Source organism: Streptomyces sp. NPDC005962 (assembly GCF_040629205.1).
GTDB lineage: Bacteria > Actinomycetota > Actinomycetes > Streptomycetales > Streptomycetaceae > Streptomyces.
Map to the genome: position 1 here is coordinate 829,533 of NZ_JBEXVE010000001.1, position 20,621 is coordinate 850,153.

The 20,621-nt window shown below is 72.9% G+C and carries 15 protein-coding genes; 8 read left to right on the top strand and 7 right to left on the bottom strand.

What is annotated here, in order from left to right; all coding sequences use genetic code 11:
* Nucleotides 1-83 precede the first annotated feature (83 nt).
* Together ABZ370_RS03960 and ABZ370_RS03965 are read right to left on the bottom strand one after the other, a co-directional pair.
* Nucleotides 84-1,211 (bottom strand): LCP family protein, encoded by a 1,128-nt coding sequence (locus ABZ370_RS03960; RefSeq protein WP_358615923.1) that lies wholly within the window; start codon nt 1,209-1,211, stop codon nt 84-86.
* 220 nt (nt 1,212-1,431) lie between these two features.
* Nucleotides 1,432-2,175, bottom strand: a complete 744-nt coding sequence (locus ABZ370_RS03965) for a TIGR03089 family protein (protein WP_358615925.1) — start codon at nt 2,173-2,175, stop codon at nt 1,432-1,434.
* Between the two features lie 116 nt (nt 2,176-2,291).
* Between ABZ370_RS03965 and ABZ370_RS03970 the strand changes: the two genes are divergently transcribed.
* Both ABZ370_RS03970 and ABZ370_RS03975 read left to right on the top strand, forming a co-directional pair.
* Nucleotides 2,292-3,728 (top strand): N-acetylmuramoyl-L-alanine amidase, encoded by a 1,437-nt coding sequence (locus tag ABZ370_RS03970; RefSeq protein WP_358615928.1) that lies wholly within the window; start codon nt 2,292-2,294, stop codon nt 3,726-3,728.
* 70 nt (nt 3,729-3,798) lie between these two features.
* Entirely contained in the window at nt 3,799-4,899 is a 1,101-nt protein-coding gene (locus ABZ370_RS03975; RefSeq protein WP_358615930.1) for an NDP-sugar synthase, read from the top strand.
* A gap of 83 nt (nt 4,900-4,982) precedes the next feature.
* On the opposite strand, the gene ABZ370_RS03980 is transcribed toward ABZ370_RS03975, so the two are convergent.
* The 4 genes from ABZ370_RS03980 to ABZ370_RS03995 all read right to left on the bottom strand — a co-directional run bounded on the left by ABZ370_RS03980 (nt 4,983) and on the right by ABZ370_RS03995 (nt 9,022).
* The gene (locus ABZ370_RS03980) at nt 4,983-5,888 is read right to left on the bottom strand and encodes a DNA-3-methyladenine glycosylase 2 family protein (RefSeq protein WP_358615933.1); all 906 of its coding nucleotides are present in this window, start codon (nt 5,886-5,888) and stop codon (nt 4,983-4,985) included.
* A 211-nt stretch (nt 5,889-6,099) separates the two neighbouring features.
* Nucleotides 6,100-7,500: a coenzyme F420-0:L-glutamate ligase gene (locus tag ABZ370_RS03985; protein ID WP_358615935.1), complete on the bottom strand. Its 1,401-nt coding sequence runs from the start codon at nt 7,498-7,500 to the stop codon at nt 6,100-6,102.
* Complete coding sequence (gene cofD / locus ABZ370_RS03990) at nt 7,497-8,459, bottom strand: 2-phospho-L-lactate transferase (protein ID WP_358615938.1); 963 nt, start codon at nt 8,457-8,459, stop codon at nt 7,497-7,499. The genes ABZ370_RS03985 and cofD overlap by 4 nt, the downstream gene beginning before the upstream one ends.
* Nucleotides 8,460-8,509: 50 nt before the next feature.
* Nucleotides 8,510-9,022, bottom strand: a complete 513-nt coding sequence (locus ABZ370_RS03995) for a cysteine dioxygenase family protein (RefSeq protein WP_358615941.1) — start codon at nt 9,020-9,022, stop codon at nt 8,510-8,512.
* A gap of 623 nt (nt 9,023-9,645) precedes the next feature.
* Between ABZ370_RS03995 and ABZ370_RS04000 the strand changes: the two genes are divergently transcribed.
* The 3 genes from ABZ370_RS04000 to ABZ370_RS04010 all read left to right on the top strand — a co-directional run bounded on the left by ABZ370_RS04000 (nt 9,646) and on the right by ABZ370_RS04010 (nt 15,530).
* On the top strand, nt 9,646-9,909 hold the full coding sequence (locus tag ABZ370_RS04000) for a WhiB family transcriptional regulator (protein WP_004952403.1): 264 nt from the start codon (nt 9,646-9,648) through the stop codon (nt 9,907-9,909).
* A 207-nt stretch (nt 9,910-10,116) separates the two neighbouring features.
* On the top strand, nt 10,117-14,001 hold the full coding sequence (locus tag ABZ370_RS04005; RefSeq protein ID WP_358615949.1) for a glycosyltransferase: 3,885 nt from the start codon (nt 10,117-10,119) through the stop codon (nt 13,999-14,001).
* A complete protein-coding gene (locus ABZ370_RS04010; RefSeq protein WP_358615952.1) occupies nt 13,998-15,530 on the top strand; it encodes a DUF5719 family protein in 1,533 nt (510 codons plus the stop codon). Before ABZ370_RS04005 ends, ABZ370_RS04010 begins: the two co-directional genes overlap by 4 nt.
* A gap of 57 nt (nt 15,531-15,587) precedes the next feature.
* Here ABZ370_RS04010 and ABZ370_RS04015 read toward each other — a convergent pair whose 3' ends face one another.
* On the bottom strand, nt 15,588-16,031 hold the full coding sequence (locus tag ABZ370_RS04015) for a metallopeptidase family protein (RefSeq protein WP_358616096.1): 444 nt from the start codon (nt 16,029-16,031) through the stop codon (nt 15,588-15,590).
* Nucleotides 16,032-16,372: 341 nt separating this feature from the next.
* On the opposite strand from ABZ370_RS04015, the gene ABZ370_RS04020 reads away from it, so the two are divergent.
* The 3 genes from ABZ370_RS04020 (at nt 16,373) to ABZ370_RS04030 (ending at nt 20,155) form a co-directional block, all read left to right on the top strand.
* Nucleotides 16,373-16,834: a DUF3499 domain-containing protein gene (locus ABZ370_RS04020; protein ID WP_358615955.1), complete on the top strand. Its 462-nt coding sequence runs from the start codon at nt 16,373-16,375 to the stop codon at nt 16,832-16,834.
* A gap of 226 nt (nt 16,835-17,060) precedes the next feature.
* Nucleotides 17,061-18,677 carry an L-lactate permease gene (locus tag ABZ370_RS04025; RefSeq protein WP_358615957.1) on the top strand — a complete coding sequence of 539 codons (1,617 nt, stop codon included), beginning with the start codon at nt 17,061-17,063 and terminating at the stop codon, nt 18,675-18,677.
* 113 nt (nt 18,678-18,790) lie between these two features.
* The gene (locus ABZ370_RS04030) at nt 18,791-20,155 is read left to right on the top strand and encodes a phosphomannomutase/phosphoglucomutase (protein WP_358615960.1); all 1,365 of its coding nucleotides are present in this window, start codon (nt 18,791-18,793) and stop codon (nt 20,153-20,155) included.
* The last annotated feature ends 466 nt before the right edge of the window (nt 20,156-20,621 follow it).

Sequence of the window (20,621 nt, forward strand, 5' to 3'; positions counted from 1 at the left end):
AAATTCCACTTCCCTACAACTGGGCAATCTGCCCAATCCTTTCGAGATTCTTCACGAGTCCAGGCGCTTCCCCATGACTGCCTTTACTCGCAGATGTCACGTGCCGCGGTGGTTCCTTGGTACGGAGTGCGGTCCGCGCCCTTGGGGTCCTCGCCGTGGGCGGCCGTGACGGCTCGCGTCACCGACACCGGGCGGTCCAGGCGGAGTTGCTTGAACAACCGGTCGGCGTCGGGCTGGACGAGTTCATCACGGTTCTTGTTGTACGTATACGGCTGTCGCGGAATCGTCAGGAAACGGATCTTGTCGCGTGGGATGTCCCGTACCCCGCGCACCAGCCCGTACAGGTCCTTGAGGGTGTCCAGACCCGGGTCCGTGGTCAGCGCGGAGGTCGCCGCGCTGAGCACGGGATACAGCTTCGCCGGATTGAGCAGCACACCATTGCTCTGCACTTTCTTCACAAGGGAGCTGAGGAACTCCTGCTGCCGGGCGATGCGCTCCGTATCGCTGCCGTTACCGATGGAGTAGCGGGCGCGGACATAGCCCAGCGCCTTCTCCCCGTGCAGAACCTGACGGCCCGAGGGCAGCCGCAGATGCGCGTCGTCGTCGTCGACCGGCTCCGTGAGGCACACCTCCACGCCCCCGACCGCGTTCACCAGCTTCTTGAAGCCGCTGAAGTCCACGATCACATGGTGGTCCACCCGGATGCCGGTGAGCTTTTCCACGGTACGGATCGTGCAGGCCGCGCCGCCGAACTCGAACGCCCAGTTGAACTGGGCGAACCGGGCCGCCAGCCGGCCGCCGCCGTTCGGCCGGTCGCAGTCCGGGACGTCCACCATCAGGTCGCGCGGGATGGAGACGGCGGTCGCGCTCTTGCTCCCGGCCTGGAGGTGCAGCAGGATCGTGGTGTCCGAGCGCTGGGTGCCGGTGTCCTTGCCGTACTTGCCGTTTCCCTTGCCGCCCCGGTTGTCGGAGCCGATCACCAGGATGTTCTGCGCGTCGCGCACCACCGACACCGGCCGCTCGGCCTCGTACTTCCTCAGCTCGTCCGCGGTCCGGGTGTCGGTGCGGATGTTGCGGTCGAGGCGTTCGTAGAACCACCACCCCGTCCCGGCGACCGACAGCACCAGCAGGGTCGCGCCCAGCGCGACCACGCGCGGCCAGCGGCGTCTTCGCCCCGGCGCAGGCGCCGGCTCTTGGCCGTCAGTCGTCACGTCCGCGTCCTCCCGCCCCGTCTCCCGCCCGGCAGCGGACGGGAGCGGTATCGCGTGCTGGGCCGATCATTAGGACAGACATGCGAACCCCGCACATGGTTGTACGTATCCGTCGATCATCGCGCGGGGTGCACGCCGGGGCGCGCGGGCTCGGCCCGGCAGTCCGCCGGACGGGTCAGACGGTCCGCCGGGCTGCGGGCTTCGGGAGGACGAAGGGCCGCTACACGGTGACGCGCTCGCTCTCCCTGCGCTCCGCGAGCCCCTTCTCGTCCAACTGGTCCAGATGGCGGCACAGCACCACCGAGCCGCCCGCCGCCAGCGGCGCGTACAGCCCGTACGACAGCCCTTCCCAGCCGTCGTACGGGAGCCCCGACAGCAGCCGGGAGCCCGGTGCGAGCCCGTGCCCGGCCGCGTCCGCGCGCGCCCGCTCCACCAGCTCCGCGCCGGTCAGCTCCACTCCGGCGACCGCCAGCGCGGGCGCGGCCGGGTCCACCGGGGCGTACGGCGCGAAGCGGTCGCCCTGGCTCGGCACCTCCACCGCGTAGTCGGCGAACCCCTGCGGCGGCTGCGGGAACCGGCCGCCCAGGGGGCGCAGGGCGAGCGCCATCCGCTCCCCGGAGCACGCGCGCGCCTTCTCCAGGGTGTCGGGTCCGCTCACCACCACATCGGCCGCGGCCGGATCGCCGCCGACGTCCGCGAGGACCCCGACCGACGAACAGGCCAGCAGCCACACCGCGGTCTGCCAGTGGGCGGGCAGCAGCAGCGCGACCCGGTCACCGGGGGCCACGGCCAGATCGTCCTGCAGCAGATTGGCGGTCTTCGCCACCCAATTGGCGAACGTGGCCACGGAGAGTTCGACGCGCTCGCCCGTCGCGTCGTCGTAGAAGGTCACGAGGGGACGGGCGGGGTCCGCGGCGAGCGCGGATCGCAGCAGGTCGGCAGGGGTGCGATCGGTGGCGTTCATCCGCGCAAGGGTACGCGCCCGACACGCCGCGCCGGGGGGTGGCCGACTGTTCCAGTCGGCCCCTCACCGCGCGTCCGAATAGACACTTGTGTCACGATATGCACAGGATTTTCATCATGCGTGGATTCCTTGCGTCCTCGGTCGGCATCGTGTGCACCGCCGCCCTCGCCCTCCCGTCCGCCCTGGGTACCGCACATGCCCGGGCCGACCGTACTGGCCTCGTCGGCAGCACCCGGTCGTTCCCCCTGCTCCCACCCGCCGGTTCCGACCGGGCCATGGCCGCCCCCGGCGGCGACCGGGCGCTCGCCGCCCGCGACGTACCCCCCTTCTCCCTCGTCGGTGTCGTCTGGAACGACGCCTCCGCCGACCTCCGCGGTCGCGTCCAGGTGCGCACCCGGGCCGCCGCCACCGGCGCGTGGTCCGCCTGGCGCGACCTGCGGGCGTATGAGGACGACGCCCCCGACCCCGCCCCCGACCCCGCCCTCGACTCCGGTGCCTCCGGTGGTGCCGCCTCCGACGGGGGCGCGGGGCACCCGCGCGGCGGCACGGCCCCGCTGTGGGTCGGTGACTCCGACGGCGTGCAGGCCCGCGTGTGGTCCGCCCGGTCCGCCGGTGCGGCTCCGGACGCCCTCCCCGCCGGGCTGCGCCTCGAACTCGTCAACCCCGGCGCAGCCCCCGCCCCGCCCCCGGCCCACCCCAGCCCCGCACAGCCGGTCAGCCCGCATCCGGCCGCGAACCCGCATCCGGCCGCGAACCAGCACCCCACCGCGAACCCGCACCCCGCCGCCAGCCCGCATCCGACCGCTGTCCGGCGCCCGACCGCCGTCCCGCATCCGGTTGGCGGCGGCCGGTCACCCGGCGCCCGGCCCGCGACCCCGTCCCCGCGTCCGCGTCCGTCCGGGGCCACCCAACTCCCCGGCGGTCAGGCCGAGTCCGGTGCCGCCCGCCACACCGCGCCCCGGCCGCGCATCATCACCCGCGCCGGATGGGGCGCCGACGAGACGGTCCGCGAGAGCGGCTACGTCTACAGCAAGACCGTCAAAGTCGCCTTCGTCCACCACACCGTGACGGGCAACAGCTACAGCTGCGCCCAAGTGCCCTCCGTTTTGCGCAGTATCTACCGCTACCACGTCCAGAGCATGGGCTGGCGCGACTACGGCTACAACTTCACCATCGACAAGTGCGGAAACATCTACGAAGGCCGCGCGGGGGGTGTCACCAAAGCCGTACTCGGGGCGCACACCCTCGGGTTCAACCAGGACAGCATGGGCGTCGCCGTCCTCGGTACCTACACCGCCAAGAAGCCCTCCGCCAAGGCCGTCAAGGCCATCGCCAAGCTCACCGCGTGGAAACTCGGCCTCTTCAGCCGGAATCCGCGCGGCACCACGCATCTGGTGTCCGGCGGCGGAAACAGGTACGAAAAGGGTGCCAATGTGAGGCTGCGCGTCATCTCCGGACACCGCGACGGCTTCGCCACCGAGTGCCCCGGGGAGCGCCTCTACAGCAAGCTCGGCTCCGTACGCAGCACAGCTGCCCGGCTCCAGGGGCGCTGACCAGGCGCGGTCCGGGCTTCTGCATACACTGGCCGCCGACCGGCGAGCCCCAGCAGGAAGCAGAAACTACGTGACCAAAGCGCCAGCAACGCCAGAAGCGATCCTCCTGGTCGGCGGCAAGGGAACGCGGTTGCGCCCCATGACGGTGCACACTCCCAAGCCGATGGTCCCGGCGGCCGGCGTTCCCTTCCTGACCCACCAACTCGCCCGCGCCCGCGCCGCCGGGGTCGAGCACATCGTGCTCGCCACCTCCTACCTCGCCGAGGTCTTCGAACCGTACTTCGGCGACGGCTCCTCCCTCGGCCTCCACCTGGAGTACGTGACGGAGGAGGAGCCGCTCGGCACCGGCGGCGCCATCCGCAACGTCGCGTCCCGGCTGCGCTCGGGCCCCGACGACCCGGTGCTCATCTTCAACGGCGACATTCTCACCGGCCTCGACATCCGCGCCCTCGTCGACACCCACTGCCGGACGGGCGCCGATGTCTCCCTCCATCTCACCCGGGTCGACGACCCCCGCGCCTACGGTCTCGTGCCCACCGACGAGCAGGGCCGGGTCACCGCCTTCCTGGAGAAGCCGCAGACCCCCGAGGAGATCGTCACCGACCAGATCAACGCGGGCGCGTACGTCTTCAACCGCTCCGTCATCGACGCCATACCCGCCGACCGGCCCGTCTCCGTCGAACGCGAGACCTTCCCCGGCCTCCTCGCCGCGGGCGCCCACCTCCAGGGCATGGTCGACTCCACGTACTGGCTCGACCTCGGCACCCCGCAGGCCTTCGTCCGCGGCTCCGCCGACCTCGTCCTCGGCCGCGCCCCCTCCCCGGCCGTCCCGGGCCGCTGCGGCGACCGCCTCGTCCTGGAATCCGCCACCGTCGCGGGCGACGCCAAGCTCACCGGCGGCACGGTCATCGGACCGCGGGCCCGGGTGGGCGCGGGCGCGCGCATCGACGGCAGCACGGTGCTGGAGGGCGCCGTGGTCGAGGACGGCGCCGAGGTACGCGACTCCCTGATCGGCGCGGGCGCGCGGGTCGGCGCCCGTACAGTGCTGCAGGGCGCGGTCGTCGGGGACGGCGCCCTGGTGGGCCCGGACAACGAACTGCGCGACGGGGTACGGGTGTGGTGCGGCGTGGACATCCCGCCGGGCGCGGTGCGGTTCTCCTCCGACCAGTAGCCGCTTCGCACGGCGTGCGGGGGGTGCGGTTCCGGTGGGTGTTGGGTGCGACCCCGTCCCCTCCCCGCCGTCGCCCAACGCGGCTACATCGCGCGGAAGTCCCGTACCGCGAAGCGCGGGGCGCGCCGGGGCATCGCCCGGCCCGACAGCAGGATCAGCCGGGCCGCCCGGTGGCGCTGCCCGGCGTAGGGCGCGAGGAGTTCCAGCATCGCCGCGTCGTCCGTACCGCGTTCACCCGTGAGCGCGTAGCCGACCATACGGGGCAGATGCAGATCCCCGACCGTGATCGCGTCCGGGGTGCCGTTGCTGCGCTGGAGGGTCTCCGCCGCCGTCCAGGGGCCGATGCCGGGGATGAGCCGCAGACGCTGTGAGGCGGCGTCGAGCTCCATCGCCGCGGCCTCCTCCAGCCGCCGGGCGACCCGCACGGCCCGCACGATCGTCGCCGAGCGCTTGCCGTCCACCCCCGCCCGGTGCCACTCCCACGACGGGATCAGCGCCCAGGTCCGCGGATCGGGCATCACCCGCATGCGCTCCACCGGCCCCGGCGCGGGCTCACCGTGGCGCTGCAGCAGCAACCGCCAGGCCCGGTACGCCTCGTCGCTGGTGACCTTCTGCTCCAGGATCGAGGGGATCAGCGACTCCAGCACCAGCCCGGTCCGGATCAGCCGCAGCCCGGGGTTCCGGCGGTGCGCCTCGTGGACGAGCCGGTGCCGCGGGGTGAACGCGGACGGATCGTCGTCGTCGCCGAGGAGCGCGGGGAGACGGTCGAGCAGCCACTCGGCACCCGGCCCCCAGGCCTGGGCCTCGACGCCCTTGCCGTCCCGCGCGACGCGTACGGTCCCGGGCCCGGCCGGGGTCCGGCTGGCCCGCCAGAACGCCCCGTCCGCGTCGACACGGAACGCCGGATCTCCCGGCCCGCGCCGCAGCACACCGAGGTTCCGCGCGAGGTCGTACGCGCAGGAAGGCACCCACACACGACGTCCTACCACCCGGCCAGCCTAAGCCGGGGAGGGGGCGGGGGCGCTCCTGCCCCCGCCCGCCGAACCCTCACTACGCACCCGCACTCCGCAAACGCATCCGCACAACCCCCACACCGGCGCGCACCCCCACCCCGCGCGCCCCGGGCCCACAACCGAGACCCGCAATCGCGACCCGCAACCCACCACCGCAACCCGCACCCCGTACCCCGCAGTGGCAGCGCTACCGCACCGCCACGAACCCGTCCACGCCCCGCTCCGGCCGCGCCGCGGGCGCGACGGCCGGGTGGCCCACGGCGACCGCGCCCATCGGGTCCCACTCCTCCGGCAGGTCCAGCACCTCCCGCACCACCGGTCGGCAGAACATCGTCGACGACACCCACGCCGATCCCAGCCGCTCGCCCGCCAGCGCGACCAGCAGGTTCTGCACCCCGGCTCCGGCCGCGACCACGAACATCTCCCGCTCCGCCGCGTTCCGCCGCGCGTCCGGGTACGTATGGGCGCCGTCCGCGACCAGGCACGGCACCACCAGATACGGCGCCTTGCGCAGCACGTCACCCCGGCGCACCCGCTTGGCGACGGACTCCTCCGAGAAGCCGTCGCCCCGCAGGTCCGCGATCCACGCGTCCCGCATGGAGTCGAGCAGCCGCATCCGCGACTCCTCCGACTCCAGCAGCACGAACCGCCACGGCGTCGTGTGGTGCGGCGCGGGCGCGGTGACGGCGGCGGCCACGGCGCGCCGCACCGCCGCGCCGTCCACCGGCTCGTCGGTGAACTCGCGGACCGTACGGCGCAGGGTGACCGCTTCCCGGACGGCCTCCGAGGTGCCCAGCCGGAACATGTCGTCGGCGGCGCCGCGCAGCAGCGGCCGCGCCCCCGCGTCGGGCGCATCCGCGCCGGACTCATCCCCGGGCTCGTCCGCGCCGGATTTGTCCGCGCCGGGTTTGTCCGCGTTCAGGGACACCACATGCGGCAGCCCCCGCGCCACCGCCACCGGCAGCCCGTCCGCCTTGCCCTTGACCAGCTCCCCGGCGGCGGCCAGCTCGTCGGCGGTGGCGACGACGGTGGCGCTCAGCGCGTTGCCGTGCGCGTCGGTGCCGCCGCGCAGGTCGTCCAGGACGCGTACCCCGGCCGCGCCGATGGCGACGTCGGTGACCCCGTTGCGCCAGGGCCGCCCGAAGGTGTCGGTGACGATGACGCCGACGTCGACGCCGAGCGCGTCCCGCAGCCCGGTCCGGATGGCCCGGGCGGAGGCGTCGGGGTCCTCGGGGAGCAACAGGATGGTGCCGGTGGGGGTGTTGGAGGCGTCGACTCCGGCGGCGGCCATGACCAGGCCCTGCCGGGTTTCGACGATCCGGGTGCGCCCGCGCCGGGCGACGACCCGTACGGTCTCGGCGTCTATGGCGGCCTCGCGGTCGTCGCCCGCGACGACGCGCCCCTCCGCCTTGCTGACGATCTTCGAGGTGACGAGCAGGACGTCGCCGTGCGCGAGCCCCGGCAGGCCACCGGCGGTCGCGGCGTCGGCGATGAGCTTGGCGAGGTCGTCACCGGGCCGCACCTCGGGGATGCCGGGGAGGGCCCAGACCTGGTACGAGGAGATGCCCTGCGCGGGCGATGGGCTCATGCCCGGACCTCCTCGGCCAGCGCCAGCGCCTCGGTGGCCATGCGCGCTGTGGCCTGGGTGTCGCTCATCATCAGCGGGATGGCCCGGCAGCGGATTCCGGCCGCCTCGACCTCGTCGACCACCCCGGCGTCGACGGTGTCCACGAGCCAGCCGTCGAGCAGCCCGGAGCCGTAGTGCTTGGCGACGGCGGCGGCGGTGGACTCGACGCCGACGGCGGCGAGCACCTTGTCGGCCATGCCGCGCACGGGCGCGTCGCCGACGATGGGGGAGAGGCCGACGACGGGCACCCCGGCCTCGGCGATGGCCTCGCGCATTCCGGGGATGGCCAGGATGGTGCCGACGCTGACGACGGGGTTGGACGGCGGGAACAGGACGACGTCGGAGTCGGCGATGGCCTCCAGGACGCCGGGCGCGGGCTTGGCCTGGTCGGCGCCGACGGGGACCACGGCATGGGCGGGCACGGAGGCACGCATCCGGACCCAGTACTCCTGGAAGTGGATCGCCTTGCGGCCCTCGCCTTCAGGGGCATCGATCAGGACATGCGTCTCGACGCGGTCGTCCGTCATCGGCAGCAGCCGCACCCCCGGCTGCCACCGCGCGCACAGCGCCTCGGTGACGGCGCTGAGCGAATAGCCCGCGCTCATCATCTGCGTACGGACGATGTGCGTGGCGAAGTCCCGGTCGCCGAGGCCGAACCACTCGGGCCCCACGCCGTACGCCGCCAGCTCCTCCTTGACGGCGAAGGTCTCCCCGGCCCGGCCCCAGCCCTGCTCCTCGTGGATGCCACCGCCGAGGGTGTACATCACGGTGTCGAGGTCGGGGCAGACCTTCAGGCCGAAGAGGTGGATGTCATCGCCGGTGTTGCCGATGACGGTGATGTCGGCGTCGGGAACCGCCGACATCAGACCACGGAGGAAACGGGCGCCGCCGATGCCGCCTGCCAGAACCACAATGCGCATGGAGGACAGTGTCGCAGTCGGCTACGACATCGGAACCGTGCGGGGCGTGCTCAGCGCAGGACGTCGAGGGGGCCGGGGGCGGCCGTACCGGCGGCCGGGGTGGGGTGGGGCGGCATGTCGGTGAGGCCGGGGAAGTAGATGTGCAGGCTGACGGCGGGTTCGAGCGCGTCGTTGACGACGTCGTGCACGTATCCGGGCGCGAAGACGCGCTGTGCGCCGGCGCACAGCGTATGCCGTGCGCTGCCGTCCGCTCCCGCGCGCTCGGTCAACTCGCCCTGGAGCACGGTGAGTACGCCGGAGGAGCGCCCGTGGTCATGCGCTCCGCTGCTCTGGCCGGGCACCCAGCTGAGTAGCCAGACCTCATAGCCGGGGCCGGTGGACAGCCGGTGGTACCAGCGGGTCGTGGCGTCGTACCGGACGAGAGGCGCCCAGCTGTCGCGGTCGGCGGCGATGTCGCGGGCCAGTCCGGCGAAGCCGGAGACGGTGGTGGGGTGCGCGGGCGCGGGCGGCAGCAGATGCGGGATGGCGAGCGGGTCACCGGCGATCTGGACGTCGCTGTTCATGTGGGGGTTCCTCGGCGGGAAGTGCGGCGGTGCGCGAAGCGGAGCTGTGCGGGGTGACGCAGGGAGACGCGGAATGAACGCGAAGAGAAAGCTGGAGCTCAGAAGGGCATCAACAGCTGGAACAGCGACAGCGAGCCTGCACGGCGCAGCGGAACCCGTGGGTACGGGTCGACTGGGGCGCGTGGGTCACTGACATGCTGACAAGGACAGCGGGTCCTCGCCGCCCTGTCAACTTGATCTCCGGTTTGGCGGAAAACGTTCACCTCATCCGGTTGATGTGGAGGCAGAAAGGTTTGTGCCCGCGTTAGCCGGAGAGGTGGCGCAGCACTCGTCCCCGTATGCAACGGAAACGGCGTTCACGGCGTCCTCCACCGTGAGGTGAGAGGAGGAGCCGGAGGCGCCGGAGGACGGTGAACGGGAAACGTGTCGCGTTTAGGCCGATTTGAACACTTTCCGCGCAGCCTTGGTTCCGCAGAGTGAATAAGAGGCCCAATAGCAGATCTCGGCTTGACTGGCCCGGATCGGCGCACTTGTAATTTCACACGTGTCGTTCTGCCGGTTTGACCCACGGCACCAGGGCACGGGGACGGCACCGGGGACGCAAAAACAGACGAGGGGCGCACATGACCGAGTTGTTCCAGCAACTGCTGGTCGAAGAGGCGGACGAGGAGCTCGGTTGGCAGGAGCGCGCACTGTGCGCCCAGACCGATCCCGAATCGTTCTTCCCGGAAAAGGGCGGGTCCACGCGCGAGGCGAAGAAGGTCTGTCTGGCCTGCGAGGTCCGTTCCGAATGCCTTGAGTACGCCCTCGCCAACGACGAGCGCTTCGGCATCTGGGGCGGCCTCTCCGAGCGGGAGCGCCGTCGGCTGAAGAAGGCAGCGGTCTGACCGCATCAGCAGCGCATCCGTACCGCATCCGCACTGCATCCATACAGCTCACAGCCGAGCACGCGGTCCGTCCCCGGTTCACTGCCGACGGGAGGCGGACCGCCTGTCGTAGGCAGCCGTTAGTGTGGGGACCCGTCCGAGGCGCGCCAACGTCCCCCTGGGTCGGGCTCGTCCACCGCAGTCCAGCGAACCGGGGCCCGTACCTCGATGTCCGTGCACAGCCACCCGGCGGCCCCACACCCGGCCGCCTCCGCAGGATTCGCCGCCGCGCAACCGGCACCTGAGTTTCCGCGCCATGTCGTCACCGCCGTGCTCGTCGCGCATGACGGCGCCCGCTGGCTGCCCGACGCGCTGTCCGGCCTGCTCGGCCAGGAGCGGCCCGTGCAGAGCGTCGTCGCCGCCGACACCGGCAGTGCCGACGCGTCGGCCCGGCTGCTGACCGAAGCCCTCGGCGAGGAGCGGGTCCTGCACCTGGCGCGCCGCAGCGGCTTCGGCACGGCCGTCGCCGAGGCCGTCCGCGGCGCCCCGGTGCTGAGCCCCGAGGAGCTGCCGTACCTCAAGCGCCCCAGCGGCTGGGACCCCGTCAACCGCACCTGGCGCGACGACGCCTACGACATGCCGGAGCTGCCACACGGCGAGCCCATCCAGTGGCTGTGGCTGCTGCACGACGACTGCGCGCCCGCCCCGGACGCGCTCAACGAGCTGCTGCGGGTCGCCGACGCCGAGCTGCTGGCCAACCGCGAGGCCGCGATCATCGGCCCCAAGCTGCGCGGCTGGTACGACCGTAAGCAGCTGCTCGAAGTGGGCGTCAGCATCGCCCGCAGCGGCCGCCGCTGGACCGGTCTGGAGCGGCGCGAACAGGACCAGGGCCAGCACGACCAGGTACGGCCGGTGCTGGCGGTCTCCAGCGCGGGCATGCTGGTGCGCCGCGACGTATGGGAGCAGCTGGGCGGCTTCGACCCCCGGCTGCCGCTGATGCGGGACGACGTCGACCTGTGCTGGCGCGCCCACGCCGCCGGGCACCAGGTGCTGGTCGCGCCGGACGCCTCCCTGCGGCACGCCGAGGCGTCCGCGCGCGAGCGGCGCCCCATCGACTGCGTGGGCCGCTCCGTGGCGAGCCCGCACCGCGTCGACAAGGCCGGTGCCGTCTACACCCTGATGGTCAACACCCGGGGCGCGCTGCTGCTCTATGTGATGCTGCGGGTCGTCCTCGGCACCCTGCTGCGCACCCTCGCCTATCTGGTGGGCAAGGTGCCCGGCCAGGCGCTGGACGAGGTCACGGGCCTGTCGGGCACGCTGCTGCGGCCCGGGAAGATCAGCGCCGCGCGCAAACGGCGCGGCCGCCCGGCGACCGAGGCGAGCGAGCTGCGGCCGCTCTTCCCGCCCTCTGGCGCGACGGTGCGGGCGACGGCCGAGCAGATCGCCAGCAACTTCGGCGGGCGGTCGGAGCCCGAGCTGTCCTCGGGCGGCCGTCACGGTGCCGTCGAGTCCGGGCCGTCCGACGACGACGCCGACTTCCTGCAGATCGAGCAGTTCGCGCGGATCAAGCGGATCGCGCGCAAACCGGGCCCGATGCTGTTCGTCGTGCTGCTGGTGGTCTCGCTGGTCGCCTGCCGTGAGCTGCTGGGAACCGGCGCGCTCGCGGGCGGCGATCTGCTGCCCGCCCCCGCGAACGTGTCCGACCTGTGGGCGACCTACGTCGACGGCTGGCACCCGGTCGGCACCGGCGGCACCCAGAGCGCGCCGCCGTATCTCGCCGCCCTCGCGGCGCTGGCCACGGTCTTCCTGGGCAGCACCGGATTCACCCTGACCCTGCTGCTGGTCTGCTCGGTGCCGCTGGCCGGGTTCATCGCGTACTTCGCCTCCCGGCCGCTCGTCGAGTCCCGGCTGCTGCGCGCCTGGGGGAGCGTCGCGTACGCCTTCCTCCCGGCCGCGACCGGGGCGCTCGCGGGCGGGCGCCTGGGCACCGCCGTACTGGCCGTCCTGCTGCCGCTGATGGCGCGCGCGGCGGCGGCCGCGGGCGGGTTCCGGGCGGGCGGTACGAAGGGCAGGCTGCCGAGCTGGCGCGCGGCGTGGGCGTACGCCCTGCTGCTGACGTTCACCATGGCCTTCACGCCGGTCGTCTGGCCGATCGCGCTCCTGCTGTCCGCCGGGGTGCTCGTCCTGCGGTCCCGCCAGGGCGAACCGCTCGTGGCGTACGGGCTGCGCTTCCTGGCCGTCGTCCTCACCCCGCTCCTCGTGCTCGCCCCCTGGTCGGTCGATCTGCTCACCGACCCGGTCCGCTTCCTGAAGGAGGCCGGGCTCGACAGCGGCGGCGGCTCCGCGTCCGCCCTGGACCTGCTCGCGCTCAGCCCCGGCGGCCCCAAGGGCGCCGGCACGCTGCTGCTGATCGGCTTCGTACTGGCCGCGCTCGCCGCCCTGATGCGCGGCGAACGGCAGTTGACGGTGCGTACGGCATGGGTCGCGGCCCTCGCCGGGTTCCTCTTCGCGGCGATCAGCAACGGCTCCGCCTGGGCCGGTCCCGCGACCCTGGTCTACGGCCTGGCACTGCTGACCGCCGCCCTGGTCGGCGCCGAGGGCGCCCGGGAGCGCGTGGCGGCGCAGAGCTTCGGCTGGCGCCAGCCGGTCGCGCTGATCATCGCCCTCGCCTCGGCCGCCGCCCCGCTGTACGCCGCGGTCAGCTGGATGGTCAGCGGCGCGGACGGCCCGGTGTCGCGGCGCGAACCCTCCCAGGTCCCGGCCTTCGTGGCGGCCGAGAGCGCCACCAAGGACCAGGCCCGCACCCTGGTGCTCACCGGCAGCGACGCCCGCACCGACTACGCCCTGGTGCGCGGCGCCGGCGCCCGGCTCGGCGATGGTGAGCTCGCCGCGGCGGGCGGCGCCGACACCCGCCTCGACGACGTCGTGGCCCATCTGGTCGCGGGCTCCGGCGCCGACCAGACCACCCGGCTGGGCGCCTACGCGGTGCGCTATGTGTACGCACAGCAGGGCGCCCCGCACGACATGACGCGTGTGCTGAACGCGACGCCCGGCCTCACCCAGCTCAGCAAGGACCGCGCCGGCACCCTGTGGCGGCTCGACCAGCGGGTCGCGCGGGTCTCCATCGTCCCGCCCGGCTCCGGTTCCGGTTCCGGCTCGGCGGGCTCGTCGGCCGCGCCGGTGCCCGTGGCGGCCGGTCCCGTCGAGGCGCACACGACCATCCCGGACGGTGCGGACGGGCGCGTGCTGCGGCTCGCCGACCGGGCCACCGCCGACTGGTCGGCCACGCTCGACGGCAAGCCGCTGACGGCGAAGACGCTCGACGGCTGGGCGCAGGGCTTCGAACTCCCCGCGAACGGCGGGCGTCTCGACCTCACCTACGACACCCCGATCGCGCACACCGCGTGGATCTGGGCGCAGGGCTTCCTCGCGGTCGTCCTGCTGGTGCTCGCCCTGCCGGGCCGCCGCCGCAGGGTGGACGACGACATGCCGGACGCGGAGGGCGCGGCCGCCGCCACCGCCATCACCGCCGAGGACCTGGCGGGCGACGGCCGCCGGGCGCGGCGGCTGCGGGCCGCCGCGGAGGCGGCGCAGGCGCAGACCGGGGAGGCGCCGCCGGACGGCGGCACGGACGGCGGCATGGACATTGGTGCGGAAGCCGAGGTGCCCCCGCCGCCCGCACCGCCCGCCGAGCCGCCGGTGTTCATCCCGGAGCCGTACGTACCGCCGGAGCAGCCGCAGCCGCAGCAACAACAGCAGCAGCAGTACGGGCAGTGGGACGCGCAACAGCCGTACGCCGACGCCGGATACGGCCAGTACCCGGCCGACCAGTACCCGGGCGGCTATCCGTACCCGCAGCAGGGGCAGTACCAGGGCGCCCCGTACCAGGACGCCCCGTACCCGGCGGACCCGTACGCGGGCGGTCAGTACGCCGATCCGTACGCGGCCGACCCGTACGCGGCCGACCCGTACGCCGCCGGTCAGTACCCCGATCCGTACGGCTACGACCAGCAGCAGCCCTACCCCGACGGCACGTACCCCGCCCAGGGCGACACGACGTACGGCGGCGGCGCCCCCGAGGACCGCCGCGACGGGAGCGATCAGCAGCGATGAACCGCACCACCCTGTCCCTGATCGGCGCGGCCACGGCACTGGCCGCCGTCACCGGCGTGGCGTCCCTCACCGGCGGCTCGCCGGACGACGCGGGCACGGCGGCCAAGGCCGCCAACCGGCTGCCCGTCCAGCGCTCCACGCTGCTGTGTCCGTCGCCCAGCTCCTCCGACGTGAGCCGTACGACGTACACCGCGTACACCCCGAAGCGGACCGGCGGCGGCGCGGGCGGCGGGAGCGGCACGGCCGAACTGGTGCCCGCCGAAAGCGCCCCTGACTCGGTGTCGGAGGAAGACGGCGGCAAGAGCGGCACGGGCGGCAAGGGCAAGGACCAGCCCGTCCTGCCCCTCAAGCGCCCCGGTACGCCGGTCACCACCGACACCGACCGCTCGGGCGCCCCCGCGCTCATCGGCACCGCCGACGGCCCGCTCGCGCCCGGCTGGACGGTCCAGCAGACCACCGAGATCGACGCGGGCAGCGGGCGCGGCCTCATGGGCACCGCGTGCACCGCCCCGGACACCGACTTCTGGTTCCCCGGCGCGTCCACTAGCGAGGACCGGCAGGACTTCGTCCATCTGACCAACCCGGACGACCGGGCGGCCGAGGTGGACCTGACGATGTACGGCCCGAACGGCAAGCTCAAGCCCACGAGCGACGAGTCGATCACGGTCCCGGGCCGGTCCACCGTGCCGGTGCTGCTCTCCACCCTCACCGACCAGCGGGCCACCAATGTCTCCCTCCATGTGACGGCCCGCAGTGGACGGATCGGCGCCGCCGTGCAGGCAGCCGACGAGAAGCGCGGCGGCGACTGGATTCCGGCCTCCGCCGTGCCCGCCACGAGCGTCGCGATCCCCGGCATACCGGCCGACGCCACCTCGGCGCGCCTGGTGGTCTTCGCGCCCGGCGCGAACGACGCCGACCTCAAGGTGCGGCTCGCCGGACCCACCAGCTCGATCACCCCGGCCGGACATGAGTCCCTGCACGTCAAGAGCGGGATGAGCACGGTGATCGACCTCGGCGACGTCACCAAGGGCGAACCGGGCTCCCTGCTGCTCACCCCCGAGGGCGGGGAGGGCCCGGCCACCCCGGTGGTCGCCGGGCTTCAGGTCACCCGGGGCAAGGGAGGCGACCAGGAGACGGCGTTCATCCCCGCCACCGGCGCCATCGAGCGCTCCGCCACCGCCGCCGACAACCGCACCAAGGGCACCATCCTCTCCCTGGTCGCCCCGGGCTCCACCGCGAAGGTCCGCGTCACCGCCTCGGCGGGCACCGGCGGCGGCACGTCGGCCAGTGAGACCTACACGGTCAAGGGGGGTACGACGAAGGCCGTCGCCCCGCCGAGGCCGTCCGGCGCCAAGGGCCAGTACGCCGTGACGGTGGAACGCCTCTCGGGCGGCCCGGTGCACGCCTCGCGCATGCTGTCCGTCGCGCAGGGCGATGTCCCGGCCTTCACGATCCAGTCGCTCCCGGACGACCGGGGGACGGTGGAGGTCCCGCAGGCGACGCAGGATCTCTCGGTCCTGAACCGCTAGGGATTTCACCAGGGATCTTGGTGGGGCGGGGGCCCGGCCCCCGTCCTACATCCCGCCCTACTCCTGCCCGTACCGCGGATCGACCGACTCCGGTTCCAGCCCCAGCAGCTCCGCCACCTGCTCGACCACGACCTCGTGCACCAGCAGGGCGCGCTCGTCCCGGTTCTTCGTACGGATCTCCACCGGGCGCCGGTAGATCACGATCCGGTCGGGCGTATCGCCGCGTGCCGCGATGAAGCGCCCGAGCGGTACGGACTCGCCGTCCCATCCGTCGGTGAAGCCGGTGCCGGGTGCCGGATGTCCGTCGAGGCCATGCGCGGACGGCCCGTCGGACCCCCCGCCGACCCCGGTGACCGGCACCTCCAGCACCGTGAAGTCGACTCCCGACAGCTGGGGCCACCGTCTCTCCAGCCGCTCCGCCGAGTCCTGCACGAGGTCGACGAAGGACTCGGCGCGGCTGACCGACAGCGGAACCTGGGGCGGCGCGATCGGACCGCGCATACCCCGGCCGTGCCGGTCGCGCCGGCGGGGGCGCGGCTCGGGCTGGTCGGACGGTACGGGCCTGGTCATCACTCACGAGAGTAGCCGTCGCCCCGCCTCCGGCACGCGCTTACTGGACAGCCATGTCCAATGTCACGTAATGAACATTTCGGCCATGCTTGCGTCCATTAACAGGCTTCTCTTGGATCACTTCCGTATCTCAGGATGCCCTCTCCCGGTTCGACTGATGACCGGAATCGTCCTCGGCGGCTCTCGGCCGACCCGATGTCCGCGCTGGTCAGCCGGGAAGTGCACGTATCGGGTACACGGGGCGAACCGGGACGACACGGCGGAGTGAGCTGGTGGAGAGTCGTCGCGGCCCGCTCAAGAGTGCGGTACCGTCCAACGTCGTGAGCCCTGTACGTCGCTGTTCGCGCACCGCCTGCGGCCGCCCCGCCGTCGCGACGCTGACGTACGTCTACGCGGACTCGACCGCGGTTCTCGGACCGCTGGCCACCTACGCCGAGCCGCACTGCTACGACCTGTGTTCGGAGCACTCGGAGCGGCTGACCGCCCCGCGTGGCTGGGAGGTCGTCCGGCTGGCCATGGACACCGGTCCGGCCCGGCCGAGCAGCGACGATCTCGAAGCCCTGGCCAACGCGGTGCGCGAGGCGGCCCGCCCGCAGGAGCGCGCGGCCGGGGCAGCGGGCGGACCCGGATCATCCGGTTCCGCGGCCGGGGGCGGGCAGAGCGGCCGGGAGGTCGACCCCCGCGAGGTCGCCCGGCGCGGCCATCTGCGCGTCCTGCGCTCACCGGAGTCCTGACACTCCGACAGTCGCACCCCCGCAAGTCGCGCCCGCAAGCCGCGTCCCCCGACAGTCGAGTGCGGACAATTTCCGGCATCAGTCGATCACTTCCCTCCAGGGCATTGACGCGAACTCATCACGGACATGACCATTCCTGGACCCTGAGTCCTCCAATTCCGCATCACGGATGTGGACTTCCGGGAATTCGGTCCCGAATGCCGTCCCCCAACACCGGGAGGCCCGTGTGTTCGTGCAGCAGCTGGAGCCCGTCGCCGATTCGCTGTCCCTCTCCGCCCTCGTCGCCACCCTCCCCCTCCTGACCGTCCTCGCCCTGCTCGGCGGGGTGCGGATGCGCGCCCACTACGCGGGGCCCATCGGCCTCGCCGTCGCCGTCCTCGTCGCCTGGCTCCCGTACGGGATGCCCATCGGCCAGACCCTCTCCAGCGCCGCACAGGGCGCGCTCTTCGGCCTCTTCCCCATCCTGTGGATCGTCATCAACGCCCTGTGGGTGTACCGGATGACGGTCCGCACCGCCCATTTCGACGTCCTGCGGCGCTCGTTCGGGAGGCTCTCCGACGACCCCCGCATCCAGGCCCTCGTCATCGCGTTCTGCTTCGGCGCGCTGCTGGAGGCCCTCGCCGGATTCGGCGCCCCGGTGGCCATCTGCGCGGTCATGCTCGTGGCGCTCGGCTTCGACCCGGTGCGCGCCGCCGTCGTCGCGCTCGTCGCCAACACCGCGCCCGTCGCCTTCGGCGCCATGGCCACCCCGGTGGTGACGCTCGCTCAGGTCACCGGGCTGCCGCTGGACTCCGTCGCCTCCGTCGTCGGACGGCAGACCCCGCTGCTCGCCCTCGTCGTCCCCCTGCTGCTGGTCGTGCTGGTCGACGGGCGGCGCGGGCTGCGCGAGACCTGGGCCCCGGCGCTCTCCTGCGGAACCGCCTTCGCCGTCGCCCAGTTCACCGTCTCCAACTACCTCTCCGTCCAGCTCGCCGACATCGCCGCCGCGCTCATCGGCGCCGCCGCGCTCGTCGCCGTACCGGCCGCCCGGCGGCCCGCCGAGGAGCCCGTGCGCGCCGCCGTCCTCACCGGTGCGCGCAGCGACGACCTGGATCACGAGGACCCGCGCCCCGAGGTGCTGCGCGCCTACGCCCCGTACGCGCTCATCGTCGCGATCTTCTCCATCGCCCAGATCGGCCCGGTCAAGGACCTGTTGGCCAAGGCCACCCGCACCGTCGACTGGCCGTTCCTGGACGTCGCCGCCCCCGGCGGGAAGCCGGTCGGGGGCAACCTCTTCGCGCTGCCCCTGGTCGCCACCGGCGGCACCCTCGTCCTGCTCGCGGGCATCGCCACCGCCGCCGTCCTGCGGGTCGCCGCGCGCGACGCCCTGGGGGAGTGGGCGGCCACCGTACGGGAGTTGCGGCACGCGATCCTCACGGTCACCTCGGTGCTCGCCCTCGCGTACGTCATGAACCTCTCCGGACAGGCCGCCACCATCGGCCACTTCGTGGCCGCGGCCGGGGCCGGACTCGCCTTCCTCTCCCCGGTGCTCGGCTGGTTCGGCGTCGCGGTCTCCGGTTCGGACACCTCCGCCAACGCCCTCTTCGGCGCCCTCCAGGTCACCGCCGCCCGCGAATCCGGGCTCTCCCCGGACCTGCTCGCCGCGGCCAACAGCTCGGGCGGCGTCCTCGGCAAGATGATCTCCCCCCAGAACCTCACCATCGCGTGCGCCGCGGTGGGTCTGAAGGGGCGTGAGGGAGATCTGTTGCGCAAGGTGCTGCCGTGGAGCCTGGGGCTGCTGCTGGTGATGTGCCTGATCGTCGTCGCGCAGTCGTCGTTCCTGCTCGGCTGGATGCTGCCGTAAGCGGGTGCCGACCGCGCGCCGCGCGACGGGCCTCACAGTCGCCGCCCAGGTCCGAAGGGTAGGTTTTGTGATCCGTAGAGACCTCCAAGAATGACATCGAGAAGGGGTTGGCTGTGCCCGACTTGTCGCAGATCGTGAAGGCGTACGACGTTCGCGGTGTGGTCCCGGACCAGTGGGACGAACCGCTCGCCGAGCTGTTCGGTGCCGCCTTCGCCCGGGTGACCGACGCGGGCGCCATCGTCGTCGGCCATGACATGCGCCCCTCCTCGCCGGGCCTGTCGCGCGCCTTCGCCCGCGGGGCCGCCTCCCTCGGGGTGAACGTGACCGAGATCGGCCTCTGCTCGACCGACGAGCTCTACTTCGCCAGTGGCCGCCTCGACCTGCCCGGCGCGATGTTCACGGCCAGCCACAACCCCGCCCAGTACAACGGCATCAAGATGTGCCGGGCGGGGGCCGCGCCCGTCGGCCAGGACACCGGCCTGGCCGACATCCGCGCCCTGGTCGAGGGATGGGCGTCCACCGGCGCCCCCGAACCGGCCGCCGACCCCGGCACCATCACCCAGCAGGACGTCCTGGTGGACTACGCCGCCCACCTGCGCTCCCTCGTGGACCTCACCGCCATCCGGCCGCTGAAGGTCGTCGTGGACGCGGGCAACGGCATGGGCGGCCACACCGTCCCCACCGTCTTCGAGGGGCTCCCCCTGGAGCTGGACGCCCTCTACTTCGAGCTGGACGGCACCTTCCCGAACCACGAGGCCAACCCGCTCGACCCCAAGAACATCGTCGACCTCCAGGCCCGCGTCCGCGAGACCGGCGCCGACCTCGGCATCGCCTTCGACGGCGACGCCGACCGCTGCTTCGTCGTCGACGAACGCGGCGAACCGGTGGCCCCCTCCGCGATCACCGCCCTGGTCGCCGCCCGCGAACTGGCCAAGCACCCGGGCGGGACGATCATCCACAACTGCATCACCTCCTGGTCCGTCCCCGAGGTCGTCAAGGAGAACGGCGGCACCCCCGTCCGCACCCGCGTCGGCCACTCCTTCATCAAGGCCGAGATGGCCCGCACCGGCGCCATCTTCGGCGGCGAGCACTCCGCCCACTACTACTTCCGCGACTTCTGGAACGCGGACACCGGCATGCTCGCCGCCCTCCACGTCCTGGCCGCCCTGGGCGGCGGCCAGGAACCCCTCTCGCAGCTCGTGGAGCAGTACGACCGCTACGCCGCCTCCGGCGAGATCAACAGCACCGTCGCCGACCAGACGGGCCGCATGGAGGCCGTCAAGGCGGCGTACGAGGGCCGCAAGGACGAGGGCATCGACCTGGACGAGCTGGACGGCCTGACGGTCACCAGCACCGACTGGTGGTTCAACCTCCGCCCCTCCAACACCGAGCCCCTCCTCCGCCTGAACGTAGAAGCCCGCACCCCCGAGACAGCGGCCCGAATCCGAGAAGAGGTCCTCACCAAGGTCCGCGCCTAACCCCCTATGGGGAACTCCCCGGGCCGCCCGCACCTCCACACCAGGCCCGTAAGCATGAGGATCGGGCCCCGGGACGGAGACGCCCCGGGGCCCGATCCTTCTGGCGTGCGAGGAGCGAGGAGCGAGGAGCGGGGAGCCAGGGCGAGGCGCCCCACTCCAGCCACCGCCGTTTGAGACGCGGGCCCCGGGGCGAGGCGCCCCCCTGAGCCCCGTCTGTTCGAGGTGCGGAGCCCAGGGGCGGGAGGAACCTCCGGCGTTCGACGAGGGAGCCCTGGGTCGGAGCTGCCCGACCCTCAGCCCCGGGTCGGCACATCCCAGCCCCTCCCGCGTTCGACGAGCGGGGCCCTGGGACGGAGCCGCCCCACCCCCAGCCCCGGGTCGGTACTGAAGGTGACCCTGCACGACGGCACCCTGAGCGTCGCGTACGACGACCTCCTCTGGAAGGGCCTGCTCAAATGGCTCGACC

Coding starts and splice junctions, on each gene's coding strand:
- ABZ370_RS04015 (WP_358616096.1), bottom strand. CDS start 16,031: ATGCGCGGTCCGATCGCGCCGCCCCAGGTTCCGCTGTCGGTCAGCCGC.
- ABZ370_RS04000 (WP_004952403.1), top strand. CDS start 9,646: ATGACCGAGTTGTTCCAGCAACTGCTGGTCGAAGAGGCGGACGAGGAG.
- ABZ370_RS04005 (WP_358615949.1), top strand. CDS start 10,117: ATGTCCGTGCACAGCCACCCGGCGGCCCCACACCCGGCCGCCTCCGCA.
- ABZ370_RS04010 (WP_358615952.1), top strand. CDS start 13,998: ATGAACCGCACCACCCTGTCCCTGATCGGCGCGGCCACGGCACTGGCC.
- ABZ370_RS03965 (WP_358615925.1), bottom strand. CDS start 2,175: ATGAACGCCACCGATCGCACCCCTGCCGACCTGCTGCGATCCGCGCTC.
- cofD (WP_358615938.1), bottom strand. CDS start 8,459: ATGCGCATTGTGGTTCTGGCAGGCGGCATCGGCGGCGCCCGTTTCCTC.
- ABZ370_RS03995 (WP_358615941.1), bottom strand. CDS start 9,022: ATGAACAGCGACGTCCAGATCGCCGGTGACCCGCTCGCCATCCCGCAT.
- ABZ370_RS03970 (WP_358615928.1), top strand. CDS start 2,292: ATGCGTGGATTCCTTGCGTCCTCGGTCGGCATCGTGTGCACCGCCGCC.
- ABZ370_RS03985 (WP_358615935.1), bottom strand. CDS start 7,500: ATGAGCCCATCGCCCGCGCAGGGCATCTCCTCGTACCAGGTCTGGGCC.